We start from the raw sequence: 23938 nt of genomic DNA, 5'->3' as shown, positions 1-23938 counted from the left end.
TTCTTCCGCAATACCTTCCCGAGCATCGGCCCATATGGCTCACAGCCAACCTAGCCCCTTCACGGGAGTCCAGAGGGCGCAGCCCTTTGGCCGCCGGAGGCTTCTCCCCACCCCATCTCTCCCGCGCTACATATTCGGCCGGGCGCGGACGGTGCGCACGGCTTCGCGCAGCATGAGGCGGACCGTCTCGTCGGTCACGGGCTCGTCCATGATCAGGGTCACGGCCTGGACGTAGCGCGCCGGGAGCATGTTGAGCGTCAGCGCGTAGATATCTTCGATGTCCGTCCGGTTGTAACGGTAGTCCGGAAACTCGGCCAGCACCTCGGGGATGAGGTTGATGACCCGCTCCTCGTTCCTGTTGCGGATGGAATGAAAATCCAGCCCAAGCGCGACGTAATCCATGCCCCCTCCGCCCGACCGGTTTTGCCTTGACTCTATCTCGGCGCGGAAATTTTGCAACTCAATTTGCCCGGCTCATGGCCGAGGTGCCACTTCCAGGCCGTATCCACGACGGCTTCGATATCCATGTAACGCGGCGTCCAGCCGAGTTCCCGGATGATCGCGCCGGAATCGGCGTAGAGCCCAGGCGAATCTCCGGCGCGGCGCGGCCCTTCGACCACGGGCACGGGCCTGCCCGAAACCTTCTCCACGGCCTTGATGACTTCGCGCACGGAGTTGCCCGTGCCGGTGCCGAGGTTGTAGGTCGCGCTCTTGCCGCCATCCAGCAGCCGCCGCAGGGCCAGGATGTGGGCGTCGGCCAGGTCCGTGACGTGGATGTAGTCGCGAACGGCCGTGCCGTCCGGAGTCGGGTAGTCGGTGCCGAAGATCTGCACCTGGGGAATGCGGCCAAGGCCCGCGGCGACGACCAGGGGAATGAGGTGCGTCTCGGGATCGTGGTCCTCGCCGATCTCCCCGTCCGGGTCCGCGCCGGCGGCGTTGAAGTAGCGCAGCGCCGTGTAGGTCATGCCGTAGGCCGCGTCGAAATCCTTGAGCATCTGCTCGATCATGAGCTTGGTCGTGCCGTAGGGGCTCATGGGGCGCGTGGGATGGTCCTCGGTGAGGGGAACGCGCTCGGGCGCGCCGTACGTGGCGCAGGTGCTGGAAAAGACGATGTGGCGGCAGCCGGCCTTGCGCATGGCCGAAAGCAGGGACAAGGAGCCGGCCACGTTGTTGCGGTAGTACTTCTCGGGATCGGTGACGGATTCGCCCACGTAGGCGAAGGCGGCGAAATGGAGTACGGCTGCGGGCTTGTATTCGGCGAAGACCTCGTCGAGCTCGCCGCGATGGAGGATGTCCCCGCGCACGAGCGGTCCCCACTTCACGGCCCAGTCGTGGCCGTACACCATGTTGTCGAAGGTGATCGGGGTAAAGCCTGCCGCCTTGAGTGCCTTGCAGGTATGGGAGCCGATGTAGCCCGCGCCGCCGGTGACGAGGATGTTGGTTGCCATGGAGCGTTCTTCCTTGAAGGGTTGTTACTTGTCGGCAAGGACCGCCGCCACGGGCGCGGCCCCGGTTTTCGGAGCGCCGCCTTTCCCGGCCGGCGCGCCGAGCGTCATGGTCATGCCGCGATAGAACGTGATCGCCTCGATGCGCAAGGCCAGCTTCTGGCCGGCAGTCAGCTTTTCCACGCCGAGCAGCCTTGCCGGCAACGCCAGTTCCAGGGCGATGTGCGGCAGCGGCTTGTCGAGCACCTGCATGACGCCCTGGGTCTCCAGGGCGGCGAGGCTGCCGTCGGCGGCCACGGCGTAGAGCCGGGGCGCCAGCTCGAAGCGGCCCGGGTACTTGGAATGGGGACGCGGCACCAGGCACAGGGCGAAGTGCTTCATGCCCGCGCCGGCGTCCACGTCGAGGTTGATGCGGTAGCTCTCCGAAGGCGGGAATTCGCCGTCGTGGGCCAGCAGGTAGAGGTCGGCGTAGTTCTGGGCCAGATTGAAGAGGTTGAGGCTCTCCGGGCTCCAGGACATATGCACGTCGCCGAAGGGGACATGGGGCGCGGGCACGGTGAACCAGGGCAGGCGCGTACCGGCCTTGTCCGGCCAGTCGGCCAGTGAATCGTCGCCCACGACCACCGGCGTTTTGGCCCGTGCGAGGGGGATGACCGCCGGCATGGGCGGGGTCTTCCTGCCGCCGCTTGCGGCGTGCAGGGCCGGGACGTCGCGGTTGGCGGCGGCAAGGGCCGTGACGAGCCCCTCGTAGGGCGCGTTGCGGATGTCCACGAGGCCCATGTTGAAATTCTCGCCGTCGCCGCGCCCGCCCGAGGGCTCGTCGTAGTACTGGAACCAGTGGATGCCGGCGATGTTCGGGAAGGCGGCGAAATTGCGCACCGCGGCCGCAGCCCCGGCCGCGCGTTCGGCCTGCGTCTGTACGTGCATCAAGTGGCCGTTGTTGACGTTGCCCGAACGGTTTTCGTTGGCGGCGAAGAAGAATTCCGAAATGAGCACCGGCGTGTCCGTGAGCCTGGCCAGGCCCTCGAAATAGTACGGGGCCACCCAGCCGTCGGGCGTGTCCACGTTGTAGTTGGTGGAAAGGACGTCGAGGTGGCCGCGCGAGGCCAGCACCGCGTCCTGGTTGTAATAAAGCGGCAAACGGTCGCCCATGACGAGGCGGTCGGGATCGGCGGCCTTGAGCGCCTTGTAGACCAGCTCGTAGTACCTGCCGGCGCACACGGCGGTGAAGCGCTCGATGAGCGTGATGCCGTGCCCGCCCGGGCGCAGGTGCAGTTCCGCCCGGCCCTTCTTGAGGTCCTCGAAGCCGTTCACGCCCTTGCCGGGCACGAAATCGACCAGCAGCCTGCGCCAGTCGCCCTTGTAGTGGTCGTAGACCATGCGCCACAGCACCTGCTTGGTGTACACGGCCCACTCGTTGCCGAGATACCAGCGGAAAAGCGGCGCGTTCCACCAGCCGACCTCGTTGTCCGTGAAGTAGCCGATGACCGCAGGGTTGTCCTTGTAGGGGGCGGTGATCTCCCTGGCCTTGGCCGTGGCGATGGCCTGGGCGTCCGGGGCGAAGGGGTCGAACCAGTGCAGGCGGCTCAAGCGCCCAAGGTCGATCTCCGGCACCAGCGGCAGGGTCATGGCCGTGGTCGGATCGGACCAGCCGCCCCGGGTGTTGAAGCCCCAGGCGTAGAGGCGCTGTTGCGTGTCGGCGGCCCAGGCGGCCAGATCGGGATAGGAATCCTCCCAATAGTAGCCATGGCCCCTGTAGTGCTTGTCGCCGCCGTTGACGGTGTCCGCGCCGATGGAGAAAAAGGGTATTGCGCCGCCCGGCATGGTCAGCCACCATGCGCCGTCCCGGCGCGCCGTGCCGAAGCCGCCGGCCAGGGCCGCGACGCTGGACAACGCGAGCCAGAGCGCGACCGTAGCCGGGATGATCCACGGCGCGCGGCCGCGATGGCAACCCGAGCCGAACCTGTCACAGGACGAAAACACCCTTGCCGCCATCCGAAGGAACATGTGCTTCATAGGAGATATGGAGGGTTAGCGGTGGAGTCGTGGGCGCATCAGCGCAGGGCGTCGGCCAGGAGTTTCGCGAGCACCGTGTCGGAATCGAAATAGCGCGCGGCAAAGGCCTTGGCCGCCTTGGCATGGCGCGGCCAATCGGCGCGCACGGCCTCGATGCCGGCCAGGGCCCCGGCCTCGTCGTCGAAGGCGACAACGCCCTCACCCACGTCCATGAAGCGCGAATAGCCCGTGTCCTGGACCACGGCCGGCCGGCCGGAAGCCAGGTAGCAGGCCGTGCGGCAGGAAAACCAGCCCGAGCGCGTGGCCACGTAGGCGTTTTTGGCGGTGGAGAATTCCGCGAAGCTGTCCCAGATGTAGTCCCGGTAGACCCAGGGCGTCTGGGACATGGAAAACCCGTCGCGCAACTTCCAGCCCTTTTCCTCAAGCAGCTCGCGGGGCGGCCGGCCGCCGCCAAGCGCCAGTTCCAGGGGCGCGGAGGTCTTTTGCGGCAGGTCGAGCATCTTCTCGAATTCCATGTTCTTGCCGCCGTACTGCACGCCACCGACAAGGGGTCCCTTCTGGGCCGGCTGCCAGGAAAGCACGGTGGTGAAGGCGTCGCGCGCGGGCGTCTCCGGCGCGCCGGCCCAACTCTCGAGCACGATGGGCTGGCGCGTGGGAATCCAGTCCACGATGCCCTTGGGTACGGTGCAGAAATCCTCATTGATGTTTTCCCCGAAAGAGAAAAACACGTCGTGGCGGCGCATGTTCTCGATATTGCGCTTCTCCTCGTCCGTGGCCGTGCCGTCGAGGAACTGGGGAAAACTCGACTGGGTGTAGAGGGGGTCGGAGTCGATGAGCACCTTGACGGGAATTTTCGCGTAGGCCTCGCGCAACTGGCAGGTCGTCGAAATGTTGAAAAAGACGTCGGCGCGCTTAACCACCGCGGCGAGTTCCTCGGCGGACATGCCCCAATGGCGGTCGTCGGGGCCGATGACGCAGAAGCGCTTGGCGAGCCCGGGGTCCAGGGCGGCGACGTAATCGCCCAGGTACTTCGTATGGTAGGTCAGATCGTCGACGAAGGTGACATTGAAGGGATCGTAGGCCCAGCCGCCGGTGTCCTCGAGGTAGTAGACGTCGTGGCCCAGGCGGTAGAAGCCGTGCAGGTACTGGATGTAGTCCCAGGCCACCCCGCCCAGCGGATACGTGGCGGCCAACCCCGAAACGATGATCGTGCGCTTTTGCATTGCGTGAGCATCCTTGTGTGGAAACCGGGGGAGGGAACCCCTTTTTTCAAAAAGGGGTTCCCTCCCCCGGACCCCCACCTTCCCGAAAAACTTCAAAGGGGGGGGCATAGTCGTTACCGCGTCGCGGCCTCTGGAAAATCCGGCACCCGGCGGCCAAAGCCCGCCAAAAGTTTTGGGAAGGGTCCAGGGGAACCTTCTTCAAAAAGGTTCCCCTGGCCGCCGGAGGCATCTTCTCGTTACTGCTTCTTTCCCGCTTCAAAAAACAGCTTCTCGCGTTCGCGGATGTCGGCCGCGCCGATGAAGCGGAAGTATTCCTCGAAATCGACCATGGTGTCCGGGCCGGCGAAACCGGCGCTCGTGCCATGGGCTTTAAGGTGTCCGGCCCAGGCCCGCAAGGCCCGCACGGCGGTAAAGACCGAGGCGCACGGGTAGGCCGCGACGGCGTAGCCCAGTTCCTGGAGTTCGGCGGCGGACAGAAACGGCGTGCGCCCGCCCTCGATCATGTTGGCCATGCTCGGCACGGGCACCGAGGCGTTGACCTTGCGCATGTCCTCGACGGAGGTCACGGCCTCCACGAAGACCATGTCCGCGCCGGCCGCGGCGTAGAGCTGCGCCCGGCGGACGGCTTCGTCCAGGCCGTGGACGGCGGCCGCGTCGGTGCGGGCCATGATGACGAAATCAGGGTCCTGGCGCGCCCAGAGCGCGGCCTTGAGCTTAGGCAGGTATTCCTCGACCGTGACCACGGACTTGCCGGCCATATGGCCGCAGCGCTTGGGATAGGTCTGGTCCTCGATAAAAAGCGCGGCCGCGCCCAGGCGCTCCGCCTCGCGCACGGTGCGGATGACGTTGTTGACGTCGCCGAAGCCCGTGTCGATGTCCACCATGACCGGCACGTCCACCCGGGAGACGATGTGGGCGTAATGCGTGAGCATCTCGGTGGCGGTGAGCAGGCCGATGTCCGGCAGGCCGAGCAGGCTGCCGGCGGTGCCGTAGCCGGCCACGGCCAGGGCGGAAAACCCGGCCTCGGCGATGGCCAGGGCGGACAGGCCGTCGTGGGCCACGGGCAGCATGAGGAGTTCCGGGGCGTTGACCAGTTCCCGAAACCGCGTGGTCTTCTTCACGAAAGCCTCCTGATTGCGCGAAGTTCCCGCCCGGACGGACCGGCGGCAGCGCCGCTTCCGGAAAAACCGGCGCTGCGTTTCCCGGGAAGCCAGCCGTGCGGCACGGGCAGGCGTTTGCCGCAGACTACCCTTGCGGCATTCCTTGCGTCCGCACGAGGGGACGCCGGATGCCGGCCGAGCGTGCGCCCGCGCTTCCCCACGGCGTCCCGGGCAGGGACGCGGCAGGAAAAAGCGGGCGGCGCGCAACGGTGTGTTTAGGCGCAAAGGGGCTTGGGCGGCAACTTCTCGGGGCGGCCCTTGCCCATCTGGATGGCGTGCAGGCGGGCGAACTCGCCGTTTTTGGCCATGAGCTCGTCGTAGGAGCCCATTTCATGGATGCGCTGGTTCTTGATGACCAGGATCACGTCCGCGCGGCGCATCATGGACAGGCGGTGGGCGATGACGAAGGTGGTGCGGTTTTCCATGAGCCGCTCCAGGCCTTCCATGATGAGCGCCTCGGTCTCGGCGTCAAGCGCCGAGGTGGGCTCGTCGAGGATGAGTAGCGGCGAATCCTTGAGCAGGGCCCGGGCGATGGCCAGGCGCTGGCGCTGGCCGCCGGAGAGGTTGGCCCCCTTCTCGCCGAGAATGGTGTCGTAGCCCTCGGGCAGGCCGACGATGAAGTCGTGGGCGTTGGCGAGCTTGGCCACCCGCTCCACTTCCTCGCGCGTGGCCTGTTTTTTGCCGTAGGCGATGTTGTCGTGCACGGACATGGGGAAGAGCTGCGTTTCCTGGAGCACGATGGCGATGTTGCGGCGCAGGCTCGTCAGCGACACGTCGCGCAGGTCCTGACCGTCGATGACGATGGCGCCCTGTTGCGGATCGTAGAAGCGCAGCAGCAGACTTATAAGCGAGGTCTTGCCGGCGCCGGTCTGGCCGACCACGGCCACGGTGGAACCGCCCGGGCAGACGAAATCCACGTCGTTTAAGACCATCTTCTCCGGGGTATAGCCGAAGCTCACGTGGTCGAAGCGCACCTCGGCCTTGGTGATGGCCAATTCCGGGGCGTCGGGCTTTTCGGGCACGGCCTCGTCCACGGCCAGGATGTCCATGACGCGCTTGGCCTGGGCCATGGAGCCGCGGATGCTGCCCACGGTGACGCTCAGGCTATTGAGCGGCGTGTACAGGGAGGCCAGGTAGGCAATGAACACAAGCAGCTCGCCGGTGGAAAGCAGGCCGTCGAGGACGTGGCGCACGCCGATGTAGAGCACGAGCGCCGTGCCGGCGGCGGTGATGCCGGAAACCAGCCAGCCGTAGAGGGTCTGCAAGGCGTAGAGCGACAGCTTGCGGTCGAAGGAACGCTGCGATTCGGCCACGAAGCGGCGCTTCTCCTCGTCCTCGCGGCCGAAGGCCTGGACCAGGGTGATGGAGGAGAAGATGCGCTCGACGATGGTGTAGACCTGGGATTCCTTGAGGTACGACTCGGTGGTCAGGTCGCCGATCTTGCGCGAGACCCTCGAGATGGCGATGAAAAGCAGCGGAATGACGCACAGGGCGTAAAGCGTCAGCTCCGCGTCCATGCGCAGGCAGACCACGAGCATGCCGACCAGCAGGGCGGCGCTGGTGAGCGTGGTGAAAACGCCGTTCATGAGCAGCGCCTGCACGGCGTAGGTGTCGCCCATGACGCGGTAGATGAGGTCGCCCGTGGGCCAGTTCTGGTGGAAGCGCAGGGACTGGCGCTGGAGATGGTCGAACAGGTCGCAGCGCAAATCCTGGACCATGTCCTGGCCCATGCGGATGGTCAGGTAGTTGTTGCACAGCTGCACGAACCCGACCAGGAAATGCACGCCGACCAGCATGCCCACCACGCTTGCGAGCTGCACGCCGAGCGGAATGGCGCTCAGATCCGGCTGCCAGCCGAGGATGTCCAGGGGCTTGTGCCCGATGATCTGGTCCACGGCCAGGGTCAGCGGCCAGGGTTTGAGGAGCTCCATGGCGCTGGCCAGGCCGACCAGACCGAGCCCCAGGAGGAAGAGGAGTTTGTAGGGTTTCAGGTACCCCAGCAGCGTGCGAAACATGCTCATGGCGCGAGTCCTTGCGGGGCGAGCCCCGCTCCGGGGCGGCTGCCCCGGTTCCCCCGCAGGGGCGGAAAAAAAACCGTGACGCGCCGCCCCGGACCCGACCGGGCCTGGGGCGGCGCATCGGTGACGCAGCTTACGCGGCCTCTGTCTCGACGGCGGACGCGGCGGCGGCCGCCGGGACAAGGGCCGGTTCCTCTTCCTCGACGACCGTTTCGGCCGTGCGCGGCTTGACCACCTTGGCCACGCGCTCGTCCTTGGGCTCGGTCAGGGAGCAGCCGGGGCGCGTGATCATCACGTACTGGGTGATGGTGGCGACCAGGGAGGCGGCGCGGTAGAGGCCCGCGACCATGGCCCCGACCAGGCCCACGGCCACCGCTCCGGCGGCGACGGCCGCCAGGGGATGGAGGAAGGCCAGGGTGCCGGCGGTTACTGCGCTCGCGACCAGGACCGCCACGGAGAGCCCGGAGGGCAGCACCGAGCCGGCCATGCGCACGAACCGCTTGTCCCCGCCGTGGTTTTCCACGGTCGCGCGCAAGCGCGCGGTGGTCAGGCGGCCGGCCTTGACCGAGAGGTCCCAGGGCGGCGTGGACGAGGAGGCGGCGAAGCCGCTGTCGAGGGCATAGGTGACGCCAAGCGTGCGCAGCAGGCCGATCACCGCGCCAAGCAGCTCGTCGCGCTCCAGGCCCTTGTTGTTCCAGAAAAAGCGGTGGAAGGACATACGGTGGGCGAAAAGGCCGCCGGTCGCGGCCAGACGGCGCAGCAGCCCGACCTTGGGCAGGTCGGCCTCGTCGCAGGCGGCGGTTTCGACCATGGGCAGCGGGCACGCGCCCACACCCGCGCCGCGCCTCACGCCCCAAAGCGTCTTGTAGCGCGTCCAGCCGCGAAGCACCGGCTGGGCCAGCGTCAGGCCGGCGATGGTCAGGCGCGAGGCCATGTTGTCGTGATTTTCCGGCAGGCGCGCCTTGCTCACGCGGTAGGCGACGAAGGCGATGGTCGTCGCGGCCATGGCCAGGCCCGCGCCGCCGGCGATCAGGCTGAAGGGAGCCGCCAGCATGCAGGCCACGGCAACGAACATCCATTCCATGGAGAGCGGCAGGTAGGCGGCCAGGCTGCCCTTGGGCTCGTACAAGGTCTGGAACAGCCCCATGCCGAAAGCCCCGTGGTAGACGATGGGCCGCGCGGCGAGCAGCGCGCCGGAGATGTCGCCGTAGATGCGGCCGGCCCAGCGCGAGTTGCCGAGCATGTTGAAGCGGGCCTTGTGCTTGGGCAGAAGCAGGGCCTCGGCGCGGCCGTAGCCTTTCTGCTGCTTGAGATAGGCCGAAACGGTGTTGCGGCGGTGGTGCCAGACGAACATGGCCGCGGAGAAGCCGATGGTGTGGCCCTGGTCCTGGAGCCGCCAGCACACGTCCACGTCGTCGCCGGCCGCGCGGTAGGTGGCGTCGAAGCCGCCGATGGCGGCCAGATGTTCCTTGCGGTAGGCCATGTTACAGCCGGGGATGTGCTCGGCGATCTCGTCGGTGAGCAGCACGTGGGTCGGCGCGCCGGGCGAGACGGCGACGCAGGCGGCGGTGCGGTTGTCCTCGGGCGGGGGCAGGTTGGGGCCGCCCACGGCCACGAAGCGTTTGTCGGTGAAGGCCCAGGCCATGTAGTGCAGCCAGTGCGGGTCCACGTAGCAGTCGGAGTCGGTGTAGGCCACGATCTCGCCCCGGGCGGCGTTCATGCCGACGTTGCGCGCGGCGGACAGGCCCAGGTTCGGCTGGTGGATGACGTGGATGTAGGGCGCGGCCGCGGCGTGGCGATCGGAGATCGCGCCGGTTTCGTCGGTGGAGCCGTCGTCCACCACGATAACCTCGAAGTGGGGGTAGTCCACCTTGGCGAAGGAGGCCAGGCAGCCGTCCATGGTCGTGGCGGCGTTGTAGGCGCACACGACCACGGAGATAAACGGCGGATTTTCCGGCAGCATCGGCAGGCGCTGGCGGTAGACGTCGGCCACGGCCTGGTAGGCGGGCTTGGGCTTGCGCGTCTCGGTCACGACGCCGAACTTCCAGTCCTCGATGAGGTGGCCGCCGGTGTACCATTCGTCGGTCCAGGCGAAGACCATGGTGCCGGAGACGCCGAGCTCGTAGGCGGCGCGCAGCTGCCAGGAGAGCGTCTCGGCCACGTGCTCCTCGTCGTTGCGGATGGAGTCCATGCCGAATTCGGACAGCACCAGCGGCAGTTCGCCGGCCACGTTCTGCAGGCGCTTGACGTAGGAGCGGAAGGCCTTCTCGTCGTGCAGGTAGACGTTGACCGAGAGGAAATCCAGGAACGGCAGGCGCAGGTATTCCGTGGAGGGGTAGTTGGCGTAGGTGACCATGCCCTCGGGGTCTTCCTCGCGCACGATGGCGGCGAGCTTGCCCAGGAACTTCTCGACCTTGCCCGCGCCGTGCCAGCGCACGATGTGGCTCGGGATCTCGTTGCCGATCAGCCACGCCAGGATGGCCGGATGGCCGGCAAGGGACGCCACGGCGTCGCGCACGGTCTTCTTGATGTCTTCCTTGACCTCCCACTGGTCGAGGAAGCACAGGTGCTCCGGCCAGGGGATGCCGATCATGACGCGGATGCCGTGGACGGCGGCGATGTCCAGAAAATGGCGGGGCGGCACGTAATACACGCGGATCGAGTTGACGCCGGCGCGGCGCATGAGTTCGAAGTCGCGGTGGACGGTGTCGTCCTCGGGAAGGGGTTCGCCCCGGGAGTTTTCCGGGAACGGCCCGTAGGTGACGCCCTTGATGAAGAACTTGTCCTCGCCGGCGAACAGGTAACGGCCCTTGGCGCGAACGCGGGGCAGGGTCTTCTCGCCTGCCAGTCCTTCTTCGATCTGAAACATAGTTCCCCTTCTCCTCGGTGTATGGCGCTTTTCGCGGGATTCGCCGTCCGGCCCCTGCGGGCGGTTACGACGGCGTACGGTGTCTCTCTAGCGGCTGTCCTTTACAACTCACCGGAATTCCTTGCGAACACCAATTCGTTCACCTTCCGGCGGGCGGCCTGCGGGATACCGAATAGCAATGGGCGTGCCAAAGAGAGAAAGGCAGGCGACAGGCCGGTTCCACGGCCGGGCAACGAAGGGCGGGAGGCGGCGGTTACGAAAATTGCGCACGTGATTACGGTATCGTAATCGGCGGGGAGGGGAATCGGGGGTAAACGGCGTCACAGGCCACTTTGCGGCATATGTGCGGTCGCATCCCGCGGCGCCGCGGCAAGCGGCTTCCGCCTGAAACGGACGGGGCAAGGAATCTGCAACCGGAATCAGGGAGCGCAGGGAAGCCTGCCGGGGACAATGCCCACGCCCGCCTGCGGCCCCTCCCGCAACCCGCTACAACAGACCGGCGACGTGGCCGCAGGTGGCTTCGAGCAGGCCGAGCAGAATCCGGGTATTGGGCGCGACGGCGGCCGCGTCGCCGGCCTTGGCCGCCATTTCCAGGTCATAGGAGGCCTGGCGCAGGGGCTCGGCCAACATGGTGCCGGCCACGCCCTTGAGGGAATGGGCCTGATGCGCCAGGCGGCCCATGTCGCCCGCGGCCAGGGCGGCTTCGAAATCCGCCCGGCGGCCGGGCGTTTCCGCGACGAACACGCGGAAAATCTCGGCGAGCAGCTCCTCGTCGTCGTCGAATCGCTGCCGCAACCGGGCCAGATCGACCAGGCCGGCGCTTGCGTCGTCCGTTCCCATGCCCACCTCTCCTGTATCTGCATCCCGCCGCAGCGACTCATGAGGATTTCTCCTCGAAACCTCGTGGTAACGCCCAGTGCCGGCGTCGTGTGCCCACCCGGCGCAGCCCCTCCCGGCCGCCGGAAGCGTCCCCTACCCCTTGCCCCCGGGCCCGGCCAGGACCGGCGGCAGGAAGAGCGTGATCACGCAGCCCCCTCCGGGCTGGCCGGCGGCCTCCACCGCGCCGCCGAAATCGTCCACGACCTTTTTGACCATGGCCAGGCCCAGGCCGTATTCGCAGTGGTCGCCCTTGTAGAAGGGACTGAACATGTTCTCCAGGTGCTCGCGCGTCGCACCGCGGCCGGAATCGGCCACGCGCAACCGCACCCGCTGTCCGTCCCGGTCGGCGGCGACGGACACGAGCCCGCCGTGGGGCAAGTCTTCCACGGCGTTTCGCAGCAGGTTGACCAGGCACTGCTTGAGCAGGGCCGGATCGAGGGTCACGGCCGGAAGCCCCGGCTGGATGTCCAGGCTCAAGCCCACGCGCCGCGTTTCGGCCTCGAGCCCCACGGTCTGCACCGCCTCCCGCGCCACCCGCTCCACGTCGGCCTGGCCCACGACCGCGCCCACGGGCCGGGCGAATTCCAGAAACTGCTTGAGCAGCGCCTCCATGCGCGTGAGCTCCTCGAGCACGATGCCGGCCTTTTCCTTGGCGGACTCGGGCAATCCGTCCATCAGGGACAGCCGTCGGGCGAAGCCGCTCGCCGCGAACAGCGGGTTGCGGATCTCGTGGGCGAGGTAGGAGGAGAGCCGCCCCACCGTCTCGATGCGCTCGGCCTGCCGGGCGCTGATCTCGCCCATGGTGCGGTCGGTGATGTCGCGGCGAAAGACCACCACGTGTCCCACCTGCCCCGAGGTGTCGCGGATGGGGTAGGTGTAGGTGCGGTAGTAGCGCAGCCTGCCGTCGGCGCCCACGGCGGTGTGCAGGCGTTCGGCCTTCTCGCCCGTGGCCAAGGCGGTGCGGAAGGGACCGGTCGGATCGTCGGGGTCGCACAGCGGTGGGTCCTCGGACGAGGCGCGCAGCTCCCGGCAGTCGCTGCCGATGAGGTCTTCCTTGGCGCGCCCAAGGCGCGCGACGACGTTGCGGTTGAGGTCCACCACCCTGCCCGAGGCGGCGATGAGCGCGATGTCCTCCTGCACCTCGTCCACGATGGCTTCGAGCAACAGCTTCTGGTGATCGAGGCGGCGGCGGCAATGCGCGCCCACGGACACGGCGCTCGACAGGGCGCAGAGAAAAAACGAGGCCGTGCTGTCGATCAGCGAGGCCCCGGGCGGCATGTCGCGGTAGAGAGTACGGTTGTCCAGGCTGCTTAGCAGGGCGACGACGAGGTTGATGTGCGGTGCGTGGGCGAAAAGCTCCTGGTAGGTGGCGAAAAACGGCACCCCGGCCAAAAGCGGCGAGCGCCGCCTGGGGTCGCACGGCTCGATTCCGGCGACGCCGGCCAGACGCATGGGGGGCAAAAATTCGCGGAACTCGTCGCCGGCGACGATCTCGAGGATCGTGTCGAAGCCCGGACCCGCGCCGACCACGCCGACGAGGTACTCCCGGTCCTCGGCATCAAAAACGCAGTAGGCGTCATCGTGGGGGCGCGGCGCGTCGACCATGCGGCAATCCTTTAGCGGGTCAATCGTGTTCGCGGTCCGTCAACATGGCATAAAGCTCCTTGACGGTCCATCCCGAAAGCCGCATTGCCGCACGCCGGGCGGCCTCGCGCGGCTTGCCCCCGGCCGCCGCCTCCTCGGCGAGCACGGCCCTTGCCGCGGCCTCGTCACAGCGCCCGAGCGCCCCTGGGCCGACGACCACCGTCACCTCGCCCAGAAGCTCCAGGTCGCGTCCGGCGAATTCCGACAGCCTGCCGGGCAGGAATTCCTCGAACGTCTTGGTCATCTCCCGGCAGAGGACGCATTCGCGGTCGCCAAGGGCCGCGAGCGCCGCGGCCAGGGTGTCGCCCAGGCGGTTCTTGCGCTCGAAAAAGACCAGCGTCGCGCCCGTGGCCCCAAACCGGGCGAAGAGCTCCCGGGCCTCGCCCGCGCTTCGCGGCGGAAACCCCAGAAAGCTGAAAGGATAGGGCGCAAGTCCGGCCGCGGAAAGCGCCGCGGCCACGGCCGACGGCCCGGCCACGGGCGAGACGGGGTGGCCCGCCTCCCGCGCGGCGCGCACGATGCGGTAGCCCGGATCGGCCAGGAGCGGCGTGCCGGCGTCGGAAACGAGGGCCACGTCGAGGCCTTCGCCGAGCCAGGCGAGGACCTGTTTGACGCGCCCTTCCTCGTTGTGCTCGTGGGAGCTCATCAGCCGGCGGGCCGTGACGCCGCAGGCCTTGAGCAGCATGCCGGTGCGGCGTGTGTCCTCGGCCAGGACCACGGCCGCGTCGGCGAGCGTCGCCGCCGCGCGCGGCGAAAGGTCGGCCGGGTTGCCAAGGGGCGTGGCGACGATGAAAAGCGTGGCCTTGCGGGTTTCCAACAAGCAATCCTCCACGCCCCGTGGTACAGGCAGGCGCGCGCCGCGGCAAGGCCCGGCCATTGACAAGCCCCGGCTTTGGGCTACTTTATCGCCACTCCAACACGCACACGGAAGACGGTAGACGCCTGCAACACCCAGGCATCCCCACCGCTTTCGTGTGAAATGCATTGCGCCGATCCATGACGCGCCACTGCGCCTGGAACGACAAACAACACGAAACGCGAGGACTGGTCATGCCGCAACAGGTCGTCATCATCGGAGCCGTGGCCCTTGGCCCCAAGGCCGCCTGCCGCTTCAAGCGGCTTTCCCCGGACAGCAAGGTCGTCATGCTCGACCGCGACATGCGCATTTCCTACGGCGGTTGCGGCATCCCCTATTTCGTCTCCGGCGAGGTCAGCGAAGTGACCGCCCTGCAATCCACGGCTTTCCACATGGTGCGCTCGCCCGAATTTTTTGGCGAAGTCAAGGACGTGGATGCCCGGCCGCAAACCGAGGCCATCGCCATCGACCGCGCGGCCAAGACCGTCACCACCCGTCACCTGCCGACCGGCCGCGAAGAGCAGCTCCCCTACGACAAGCTCGTCATCGCCACGGGCAGCTCGCCGCGCAAGCTCCCCATCGCCGGACTCGACCTGCCGGGCGTGCACGCCGTCAACAACCTGGAGGCCGCCGAGGCCATCAAAAACGCCGTGGCCGCCGGCTCCGTCGGGTCCGTGGCCATCATCGGCTCGGGATTTATTGGCCTGGAGATGGCCGTGGCCTTTGCCGACATGTGGGGCCTCGACGTCACGGTCATCGAACTCTTCGACCAGATCCTGCCGGGCGTGACCAGCCCGACGCTCGCCGGCATGGCGCAAAAGCACATGGAGGAAAAGGGCGTCGCCTTCCGCCTGGCCGAGCAGGTCAAGGCCATCGAGGGCGACGGGAAGGCCGAACGCGTGGTCACGGACAAGGGCGTGGTCGAGGCCGACCTCGTCATCGTCTCCGTCGGCGTCGTGCCCAACGACGCCCTGGCCAGGGATTGCGGCCTGGAAGTCTCCCCGCGCGGCGGCATCGTCGTCGACGAACACATGCGCACCTCCGACCCGGACATCTACGCCGGCGGCGACTGCATCGTGGTCAAAAACCTCGTCACCGGCCAGCCCATGTACCTGCCGCTCGGGTCCATGGCCAACCGCCAGGGCCGCGTCATCGGCGACAACCTCGCCGGCGGCGATTCGGTCTTTCACGGCGTCGTCGGCTCCTGGTGCGTGAAGCTCTTCGACCTCGGCGCGGCCGGCACGGGGCTGACGCTCGCCGCTGCCAAGCGCGCCGGCATCGACGCCGTGTCCACGCACATCACGGCCGTGGACCGGGCGCATTTCTACCCCGAACACGCGCTCATGTCCCTCGAGCTCGTGGCCGAGCGCGGCACGCGCCGGGTCCTCGGGTTGCAAGGCCTGTCCGCCAACGGCGACGCCGTGGTCGGCAAGGTCAACACCGTAGCCGCCATGCTGCCCTACGCACCCAAGGTCGCGGACGTCTCCAACGTCGAAGTCGCCTACTCGCCGCCCTTCGCCGCGGCCATGGATATCCTCAACACCGTGGCCAACGTGGCCGACAACATCCTCTCCGGCAAAAATAGCGGCATCACCGTCGACGAATTCGGCGAGCTCTGGAAGCAGGCCGACCTCGGCGACGCCTACATCCTCGACTGCCGCGAGACGCTCCAGGGCGAACCGCTCGTGCAAAAGCACCCCGGCCGCTGGCACAACATCCCGCAAGGCCAGCTGCGCCACCGCCTGGCCGAGGTGCCCCGCGACAAGAAGATCGTGCTCATGTGCAACACCGGGGCGCGTTCCTACGAGGCCCTCATCACCCTGGCCCACATGGGCTTCGAGCAGGTCGTCAGCGTCGAAGGCGGCATGGCCGCCGTGAACGCCGCCGGCATCGACGTGTAAGGGGAGAGAGCGGGGCGGAGAAAAGAGAAGAGGAATGCCTCCGGCGTCCAGGAGGGACCGAGGGCCCCTCCTGGACCACCCCGAAGGGGGGGCTGGCAGCCGAAGACAAGCATGTTCGGCGAGCGAGAGGTGAAAAACCAGAAGGAGGGCCGGTCGCGAGACCGGCCCTTTTGTTTTGCGCGGGCCTGGATCGGCAGCGTCCGCGGTCCTTATGCGGCGATTTCCGTCGTTGTCGCGCCGACACGCGTTCCCTGATCCTGCCGCCGCGTCGCTTCGTGAAAAAAGTCCCAGTCTTCGGAAAATCTTCTATGCCGGGCTTGATTCGTACGATTATTTTGAGTATAACTCTTTCGTGTTACTTTTAATTTATTCATAACATCTAGGGCAGAAAAGAATTCCTGTCCGTCGCCTGGTCCGGGAGGCCCCATGTCCGCCGCCGCCGCGCCGCACGCCATGCGTTCCCGCCTTCCGGCCGGGCTCTCCTCCCCTGCCCCGATTTCCGCCAACCCACCCGCAAGGGGAACCCATCAACCCGTCGGAGGTCGCCTATGAGCCGCATCGAGATGGAAAAAATCTTCTACGACCAAACCGTGCCCCCCCCGGGCACGAATCTGGACAAATCCCTCATCGTCCAGGTCGACGAGACCAAGTGCATCGGCTGTGACACCTGCATGGGCTACTGCCCGACCGGGGCCATCACCGGCGAATCCGGCGAGCCGCACAAGGTCGTGGACGCCGCCGCCTGCATCAACTGCGGCCAGTGCCTCACCCACTGCCCGGTTTCCGCCATCTACGAGATCGTGTCCTTCGTCCCGGCCATCGAAGCCAAGCTCAAGGACAAAAACGTCAAGGTCATCGCCATGCCGGCGCCGGCCGTGCGCTACGCCCTGGGCGACCCCTTCGGCCTGCCGCTCGGCGCCGTGACCACGGAGCACATGCTGACGGCCATGCGGCAACTCGGCTTCTCCAACGTCTGGGACAACGAGTTCACGGCGGACGTCACCATCTGGGAAGAGGGCTCCGAGCTGCTCGCCCGCATCACGAAGAAGCTCGACAAGCCCCTGCCCCAGTTCACGTCCTGCTGTCCCGGCTGGCAGAAGTACGCCGAAACCTTCTACCCCGAACTGCTGCCCCACTTCTCCTCGTGCAAGTCGCCCATCGGCATGATGGGCCCCCTGGCCAAGACCTACGGCGCCAAGGAGGCGGGCTACGACCCGAAAACCGTCTACACGGTCTCCATCATGCCCTGCACGGCCAAGAAATTCGAAGGCATGCGCCCGGAATACGATGTCAGCGGCTTCCGCGACATCGACGCCACGATCAACACCCGTGAGCTGGCCTACATGCTCAAGAAAGCGAACATCGACCTGCCCAAGATCGTCGACGGCAAGCGCGACGCGGTCATGGGCGAATCCACGGGCGGCGCGACCATCTTCGGCGTCTCGGGCGGCGTTATGGAGGCGGCGCTGCGTTTCGCCTACCAGGCGCTCACGAAAAAACCGCCCCAGAGCTGGGATTTCAAGGCCGTGCGCGGCCTCGACGGCATCAAGGAAGCCACGGTGGATATCGCCGGCACGCCGGTCAAAGTGGCCGTGGTCAACGGCGGCAAGAACTTCGCCAAGGTTTGCGACGCGGTCAAAGCCGGCAAGTCGCCCTACCACTTCATCGAGTTCATGGCCTGCCCGGGCGGCTGCGTCATGGGCGGCGGCCAGCCGATCATGCCGACCGTGTTGCAGTCCATGAACAACGCCACGACCAAGTTCTACGCGTCCATGAAAAAGCGCCTGGCGCTCTACGACGCGCAAAAAGCCTAAAGGAGGGCGTCCATGCACATCGCTCGCTTCACCCGTCGCGGGTTTATCAAGACCGCCTGCGTCCTGTCCGGCGGCGCGCTCATCGGGCTGCGCCTGACCGGCCGCGCCGTGGCCGCGGCCAAACAACTCAAGGAATACATGATGGACCGCATCGACGGCGTCTACGGCGCGGACGCCAACTTCAAGGTCCGCGCCTCCCAGGACAACCAGCAGGTCATCACCCTGTACAAGAAGTTCCTCAAGGAACCCCTGTCCCACGAGTCCGAACACCTGCTGCACACCACCTGGACGGACCGCTCCAAGGATCTGGCGGCGCTCAAGTCCAAGGGACTCTACCCCACGCCCCGGGCCAAGGAATTCGAAAGCCAGCCCTACCCGTACATCTAGCCGTCTAACGACCGCCGCACCGGAGGCGAGGGCCCACCTGACCCCAAGGTGCGACGTATGCCTGCACGCTTCACGACAGCTTCGTGACCACTGCCACAGCCGCGACGGCGGTGCGCCGTTTGCTGCGTTCCGTTTTCCTCCGACTCTTTACTTGCAGCGATTAATTCCGTAGTTACGGGCGTTCACAATTTTGCGCCCGAAAGTTGTTGTCATGGGAACGGGATACGGTCACACAAGGGCCGCATCAGTGCCGCGTTTTGCCGTTCCCCGCCGCTTGCCGCTGTCGGGCCGCACCGCGACGATGCGGCGCATGGTCTTGAAGGCATCCTTCCTGGTCAGGCGTTTGCTGCAACGCGCAACCCCGGGTCCGTCCGACGCCCTCGCCCCGCGCCGGCCGGCCCAAGGCACACGGCGGCGGCTTCCGGAAGCCGCCCCGAGAAGGACCCGCGTCCGCCAACCCGCAACACGAGGAAGGAGAGGAGATGAAACGTTTCACCGTGCCGGCCCTTGTCGCCATGCTCCTGCTGGCCGCCGTCGGCAGCGCCATGGCCGAGACCCAGGTGCGCATCACCGGCGACTCCCGCGTCTACGGCGTCTTTTTCAGCGGCCACAACTTCACCGGCTGGAACAACGCCAACTGGACGTCCAACACCCCCACCTGGACTTCGGCCGGCACCAAGACCGAGGACACCTTCGAGGTCTGGGAGCGCATCCGGGTCCGCACGGATTTCATCGCCAACGAGAACCTGCGTTTCCGCCTGGCCACCAAGGTGGACAACACCTGGGGCAACGGCACCTACACCGCCGCCAACCCCGATGTGGCCATCCAGGTCTACCAGGCCTTCCTGGAATTCAAGTATCCGGACACGAACATCCAGGTGACCGCCGGCCTCCAGCCCACGGCCCTGCCGCAGAGCGCGCTTTTCAACGACAGCATCGTGTTCACCGATTGGGCCGCCGCCCTGCTCGTGAAAGCGCCGCTGATCGCGGACACCCTGGAGCTCAACGCCGGGTTCGCGCGCCTGATCGACAGCAACCGCACCTTCGATCCCTCGACCACCCAGGTCGGCGACGAGCTGGACCTCTACATCCTGACCCTGCCCATCACGGTGCCGGGGCTCAAGGCCACGCCCTGGGGCGTCTTCTCCATGGCCGGGTCCAAGGCCAACTACTACACCACCTGGGCTTCGTCCTTCGGCCATGCGTCCGACGCCGAGGACCTGCTCTCCGCCGGCACCCTCATCGGCGCGCCGGGCTGGAAGAACAACCAGAATCCCTACTACTGGGTGGGCGGCGCGTTCGAAGTGTCCGTACTCGACCCGGTCAAGTTCTACGCCGACGTGATCAACGGCGGCGGAGCGCTGAACGATCGCACCAAGAGCCGCCGCCAGGGCTGGTTCCTGGATTTCGGCGCGGAATACACCGGCTGGGACCTGCTCATCCCGCAGGTCTACGCCTGGTGGTCCACCGGCGAGGACAGCTCCAACCGCAACGGCTCCGAGCGCATGCCCCACACCCGTCCCAACTGGGGCCCGGGCGGCTCGTTCCTGTTCGACGACAGCCAGGTGTTCGCCCGCAACGGCAACATGGGCATGGACCCCGTCGGCGCCATGGGCCTCGGCGTCGCGCTCAAGGACATCAGCCTGTTGCCGAAGCTCTCCCAGCGCGTGTCCTTCACCTACCTCAAGGGCAACAACTCGCCCCGGGCCATCCGCGACCTCAACGCGAGCATCGGCTCCAACCCCTACTTCGCCATGGGCCGCGACCTGACCTGGAACGAACACGCCATGGGCGTCAACTTCGACAGCCAGTACATGCTCTACGAAAACCTCGCCGCCCGCGTCGAAACGGGCTGGGCCCACGGCGAATTCCAGCAGAGCGTCTGGGGCCACCGCCTGGCCAGCCGCGCCAACGCCAACGACACCTGGAAAGTGGCTTTCGGCTTTACCTACAAGTACTAGCCACAGCCCAACCCGACCCGAATCAAGGCGGCCGCTTCCTCGCGAAACGGCCGCCTTTGCTTTTCCTTAACGATATTTCATGCACTTACGCCCCGCAACCCGGTTGCATCCGCAAGGCCAAGCGACTAGAGGGGGACGGTCCGCCCCCGCGCGCGGACGCCAACCGCAAAAGGAGTATCCCCATGCCCGGGTCGAAGCGGCGCTTCCTGTCCGATCTCTGGACCTTGACCAAGCCCTACTGGAAAAGCGAGGAGCGGTTCAAGTCCGGCCTGCTCCTGGCCGTCATCGTCGGCATGAGTCTCGGCATCGTCTACCTGAACGTCCTTTTCAACGAATGGAACAACCTCTTCTACAACTCGCTCCAGAACAAGGATGTGGACGCCTTTTTCCGGCTCCTCGGCCGGTTTTCCATCCTGGCCGCCCTGTTCATCATCGTCGCCGTCTACCAGATCTACCTGCGCCAGATGCTCCAGATCCGCTGGCGGCGCTGGCTGACCGAACGCTACGTCGCGCACTGGCTCGACGCCCACAACTACTACCGCCTGCGCTTTGAAAACGGCGTCACCGACAACCCCGACCAGCGCATCAGCGAAGACATCAACGGCTTCATCGAGCAGACCCTCTCCCTCACCCTGGGCTTTCTCGAAGCCGTGGTCTCCCTGGCCTCCTTTTCCGTCATCCTCTGGAGCCTTTCGGGCGACATCCACATCCTGAACCTGCCCATCCCGGGTTCCATGCTCTGGGCCGCCCTGCTCTACGCCGGCATCGGCACGCTGCTCACCCATTTGATCGGCCGCCCGCTCATCCGGCTCAACTTCTTCCAGCAGCGCTACGAGGCCGACTTCCGCTACAACCTCGTGCGCGTGCGCGAAAACGCCGAGCCCATCGCCCTCTACGGCGGCGAGGCCCAGGAGGCTCGCGGTCTGGCCGGGCGCTTCACAAACGTCGTCTCCAACTGGTGGAGCATCATGATCCGCCAGAAGCGCCTGACCTGGTTTTCCGCCGGCTATTCCCAGGCCGCGGTCATCTTCCCCTTCATCGTCGCCGCGCCGCGCTATTTCTCCGGGGCCATCCAGCTCGGCGGCCTCATGCAGACCGCCTCGGCCTTCGGCCACGTCCAGTCCGCCCTGTCCTGGTTCATCGACGCGTACACGCGCCTGGCCGCCTGGAAAGCCACGGTGGACCGTCTGACGGGCTTCGCCGCCGCCCTGGAAGGCCTGGAGGCGCGCCGCGGCGAAGGCCTGGAGCGCGCCACGGCCCCATCCGGCGAGGGCCTGGTTCTCAGCGACCTCACGCTGCGCCTGCCGGACGGCGACGCGCTCCTTGCCGGCGCGTCCCTGGCGCTGGCCCCGGGCGAGCGCCTCATGGTGGCCGGGCCTTCGGGCTGCGGCAAATCCACGCTCTTCCGGGCGCTCGGCGGGCTCTGGCCCTTCGCCACGGGCAGGCTCGCGATGCCCGCCGGCGAACGCGCCCTGTTCCTGCCGCAGCGGCCCTACCTGCCCATCGCCACCCTGGCCGCGGCCGTGGCCTACCCCGACGCGCCCGAGACCTACGGCAACGCACGCATCGCGGCCGTGCTCGCCGACTGCGGCCTCCCGCACCTGACCGACCAGCTCGACACGGAGCGGCACTGGTCCCAGGAACTGTCCGTGGGCGAGCAGCAGCGTCTGGGGTTCGCCCAGGCGATCCTGCTTGCGCCGCATTGGCTTTTCTGCGACGAGGCCACCTCGGCCCTGGACGAGGCCGCCGAACAGGCGCTCTACGCCCTGCTCGTCGCGCGCCTGCCGCACACGGCCATCGTGAGCATCGCCCACCGCCCGGCCCTGGCCGCCTTCCACCAGCGCATCGCCCGTTTCGAACCCGTCTCCGGCGGCGCGGCCCCGTTTGCGCTCAGGGAAGCGCTGCCGGCATGAACGCCCTGGACAACCTGGGGCTTTTCGCCCAGGCCACGCTCTCCATCGTCATCGAGGCGTTGCCCTTCCTGTTGCTCGGGTCCCTGGCCTCGGGGCTGGTGGAGGCCTACGTACCGCGCGAGCGCATGGAGCGGCTTTTGCCCAAAGGCAGGCTCGCCGCGACGCTTTTCGGCCTCGCCCTCGGCGCGGCCACACCCTGCTGCGAATGCGGCGTGGTCTACCTGGCCCGCCGGCTCATGGGCAAGGGCGTGCCGCCCGGCGCGGCCGTGGCCTTCATGCTCGCCGCGCCCGTGGTCAATCCCGTGTCCATCCTCTCCACCGTGGTCGCCTTTCGCGGCGACCTGTCCATGGCCGTGTGGCGCTGCGTGATCGTCGGACTCGCCGCCACGGTCGTGGGCTATTTCGCCGGCGGACAGAAAGCCGAAGCGCTCCTGCGACCCCTGGCCGGTCGCGAACCCGCCTGCGGCTGCGGCCACGACCATGCTGCTCCGGGCCACGCCCACGGCCCGGCGACCGTCCCGGGCACCCCCTTCGGCTCCCTGGCCGACGCGGTTCCCCTGGCTGTCCTGCGGCGCTACGCCCGGCGCGAAAAGGCCGCCTCCGCCCTGCGCCACGCCATGGCCGATTTCCTGGACATGGCCAAGGTGCTCGTCTTCGGCTCCATGGTCGCGGCGGCGTTCAAGGCCTACGTGCCCGCGCCGGTGGTCATGGCCATGGAAAACGACATGGCCCTGGCCATCCCCGGCATGATGGCCCTGGCCGTCGGCCTGTCGCTGTGCTCCCAGGCCGACGCCTTCGTCGCCGCCTCGTTCGCCACCTTTCCCCTGGCCTCGCGCCTGGCGTTTCTCTGCCTCGGCCCCATGCTCGACCTCAAGCTCCTGCTCATGTGGCGGCAGGTCTTTACGCCAAGGCTCGTGCGCGTGCTCGCCGTCGTGCCGGCGGCCATCGTGTTTATCGCCTGCGTCGTGTTCGGCATCGCCACGGGAGGCGCGTCATGAAATTCCCCCTCGCCCGCGCCCTGGCCGCGCGCATCGACGGCGTCGCCTGGCTCGGCATGGCCGGTTTCATGGCCTGGCTGCCCCTGGCCGGCGACTACTGGATGTATTTGAATCCCAAATTCAAGCCCGTGACCCTCGGCGCGGCGCTCGTCCTGGCCGTGCTCGCCGCCTACGCCCTGCTACGGCCCGTGTCGCGGCCGAGCCTTGGCCGCGGCGTCGCCTACGCCCTGCTCGCCGCCTGCGTCGCACTCTCCCAGGGCGGCGCGCAGGCGCTCTCCGGAGCGGGCGACGGCGACGCCTTCGCCGTGGCCCCGAGCCTGCCCGCGCCGCCGCCCCCCGCGCCCACGCCCGCGCGCATGGCCGCGCAAGGCAAGGAATACATCCCCATCAACGCCGGCGAACTCTTCGACATCGCCGCCAAAGGCCCTTCCCCGGCCTGGGACAAACCCTACGTCATGCGCGGCTTCGCCCGGCGCGACCCGGCCCTCGACGCTTCCGGCGAATTCGTCATCTTCCGCCTGGCCATCTGGTGCTGCTTCGCTGACAGCACGGCCATCGGCTTCAAGGTCAAGGTCCCGCCCGGCACGGCGCTCCCGGCCGACAAGAGCTGGCTCGTGGCCTACGGCCGCCTGACCGGCATGCCGCAGGACCAGCGCGGCGAATACGTCCTGCCCGGCATGACCTTCTCCTCCGTCGCCCCGGGCGCGCTCTTCGCGGCCGAGCACATCGAGACCGCGCCCGTGCCGCCCGAACAGGTCTACATGTACCAGTGGCGCAGCGAGGAGCCGTATGCGTACTAGCGCGGCGCGGCCCGGGACGCCCGGGAAGCATGACGCCCCCGCTTCCCTTTGCCG

General features: G+C 67.3%; 18 protein-coding genes. 7 read left to right on the top strand and 11 right to left on the bottom strand.

The features are described from left to right. Positions 1–126: 126 nt before the first annotated feature. The 10 genes from Q368_RS0110960 to rsmI all read right to left on the bottom strand — a co-directional run bounded on the left by Q368_RS0110960 (position 127) and on the right by rsmI (position 14074). Positions 127–402, bottom strand: coding sequence for a late competence development ComFB family protein (locus Q368_RS0110960; protein ID WP_029459116.1), 276 nt, complete (start codon positions 400–402; stop codon positions 127–129). Positions 403–434: 32 nt separating this feature from the next. Continuing rightward, positions 435–1448: a UDP-glucose 4-epimerase GalE gene (galE, locus tag Q368_RS0110955; RefSeq protein ID WP_029459115.1), complete on the bottom strand. Its 1014-nt coding sequence runs from the start codon at positions 1446–1448 to the stop codon at positions 435–437. Positions 1449–1472: 24 nt separating this feature from the next. Beyond that, positions 1473–3428 (bottom strand): hypothetical protein, encoded by a 1956-nt coding sequence (locus Q368_RS0110950; RefSeq protein WP_245611327.1) that lies wholly within the window; start codon positions 3426–3428, stop codon positions 1473–1475. A gap of 71 nt (positions 3429–3499) precedes the next feature. Further along, positions 3500–4684 (bottom strand): hypothetical protein, encoded by a 1185-nt coding sequence (locus tag Q368_RS0110945; protein ID WP_029459113.1) that lies wholly within the window; start codon positions 4682–4684, stop codon positions 3500–3502. Positions 4685–4920: 236 nt separating this feature from the next. Further along, a complete protein-coding gene (locus Q368_RS0110940; RefSeq protein WP_029459112.1) occupies positions 4921–5805 on the bottom strand; it encodes an isocitrate lyase/PEP mutase family protein in 885 nt (294 codons plus the stop codon). 254 nt (positions 5806–6059) lie between these two features. Further along, positions 6060–7865: an ABC transporter ATP-binding protein gene (locus Q368_RS0110935; RefSeq protein ID WP_029459111.1), complete on the bottom strand. Its 1806-nt coding sequence runs from the start codon at positions 7863–7865 to the stop codon at positions 6060–6062. 130 nt (positions 7866–7995) lie between these two features. Continuing rightward, entirely contained in the window at positions 7996–10731 is a 2736-nt protein-coding gene (locus Q368_RS0110930) for a glycosyltransferase (RefSeq protein WP_029459110.1), read from the bottom strand. 486 nt (positions 10732–11217) lie between these two features. Further along, the gene (locus tag Q368_RS23085; protein WP_043785714.1) at positions 11218–11571 is read right to left on the bottom strand and encodes an Hpt domain-containing protein; all 354 of its coding nucleotides are present in this window, start codon (positions 11569–11571) and stop codon (positions 11218–11220) included. Positions 11572–11703: 132 nt separating this feature from the next. Beyond that, positions 11704–13215: a sensor histidine kinase gene (locus Q368_RS0110920; RefSeq protein WP_029459108.1), complete on the bottom strand. Its 1512-nt coding sequence runs from the start codon at positions 13213–13215 to the stop codon at positions 11704–11706. 19 nt (positions 13216–13234) lie between these two features. Next, on the bottom strand, positions 13235–14074 hold the full coding sequence (rsmI, locus tag Q368_RS0110915; protein WP_029459107.1) for a 16S rRNA (cytidine(1402)-2'-O)-methyltransferase: 840 nt from the start codon (positions 14072–14074) through the stop codon (positions 13235–13237). Between the two features lie 230 nt (positions 14075–14304). Here rsmI and Q368_RS0110910 point away from each other — a divergent pair, with 230 nt between their 5' ends. Then, the gene (locus tag Q368_RS0110910) at positions 14305–16011 is read left to right on the top strand and encodes an FAD-dependent oxidoreductase (protein ID WP_029459106.1); all 1707 of its coding nucleotides are present in this window, start codon (positions 14305–14307) and stop codon (positions 16009–16011) included. A gap of 209 nt (positions 16012–16220) precedes the next feature. On the opposite strand, the gene Q368_RS25620 is transcribed toward Q368_RS0110910, so the two are convergent. After that, positions 16221–16466: a hypothetical protein gene (locus tag Q368_RS25620; RefSeq protein ID WP_156955687.1), complete on the bottom strand. Its 246-nt coding sequence runs from the start codon at positions 16464–16466 to the stop codon at positions 16221–16223. Positions 16467–16559: 93 nt separating this feature from the next. Between Q368_RS25620 and Q368_RS0110905 the strand changes: the two genes are divergently transcribed. The 6 genes from Q368_RS0110905 to Q368_RS0110880 all read left to right on the top strand — a co-directional run bounded on the left by Q368_RS0110905 (position 16560) and on the right by Q368_RS0110880 (position 23884). Then, positions 16560–17825: a [FeFe] hydrogenase, group A gene (locus tag Q368_RS0110905; protein ID WP_029459105.1), complete on the top strand. Its 1266-nt coding sequence runs from the start codon at positions 16560–16562 to the stop codon at positions 17823–17825. A gap of 12 nt (positions 17826–17837) precedes the next feature. Further along, positions 17838–18212, top strand: coding sequence for an iron hydrogenase small subunit (locus tag Q368_RS0110900; RefSeq protein ID WP_029459104.1), 375 nt, complete (start codon positions 17838–17840; stop codon positions 18210–18212). A 482-nt stretch (positions 18213–18694) separates the two neighbouring features. Next, positions 18695–20173, top strand: a complete 1479-nt coding sequence (locus tag Q368_RS0110895; RefSeq protein WP_029459103.1) for an outer membrane homotrimeric porin — start codon at positions 18695–18697, stop codon at positions 20171–20173. Positions 20174–20355: 182 nt separating this feature from the next. Next, on the top strand, positions 20356–22086 hold the full coding sequence (locus Q368_RS0110890; protein ID WP_029459102.1) for an ABC transporter ATP-binding protein/permease: 1731 nt from the start codon (positions 20356–20358) through the stop codon (positions 22084–22086). Further along, a complete protein-coding gene (locus Q368_RS0110885; RefSeq protein WP_029459101.1) occupies positions 22083–23084 on the top strand; it encodes a permease in 1002 nt (333 codons plus the stop codon). Before Q368_RS0110890 ends, Q368_RS0110885 begins: the two co-directional genes overlap by 4 nt. After that, complete coding sequence (locus tag Q368_RS0110880; RefSeq protein WP_029459100.1) at positions 23081–23884, top strand: TIGR03943 family putative permease subunit; 804 nt, start codon at positions 23081–23083, stop codon at positions 23882–23884. Before Q368_RS0110885 ends, Q368_RS0110880 begins: the two co-directional genes overlap by 4 nt. Positions 23885–23938 lie beyond the last annotated feature (54 nt).

Origin of the sequence: Solidesulfovibrio alcoholivorans DSM 5433 (genome assembly GCF_000702665.1) — a bacterium.
Classification (GTDB): Bacteria; Desulfobacterota; Desulfovibrionia; order Desulfovibrionales; family Desulfovibrionaceae; genus Solidesulfovibrio; species Solidesulfovibrio alcoholivorans.
Note: the sequence above shows the minus strand (reverse complement) of the source record. Positions and strands in the feature narration are given on the sequence as shown.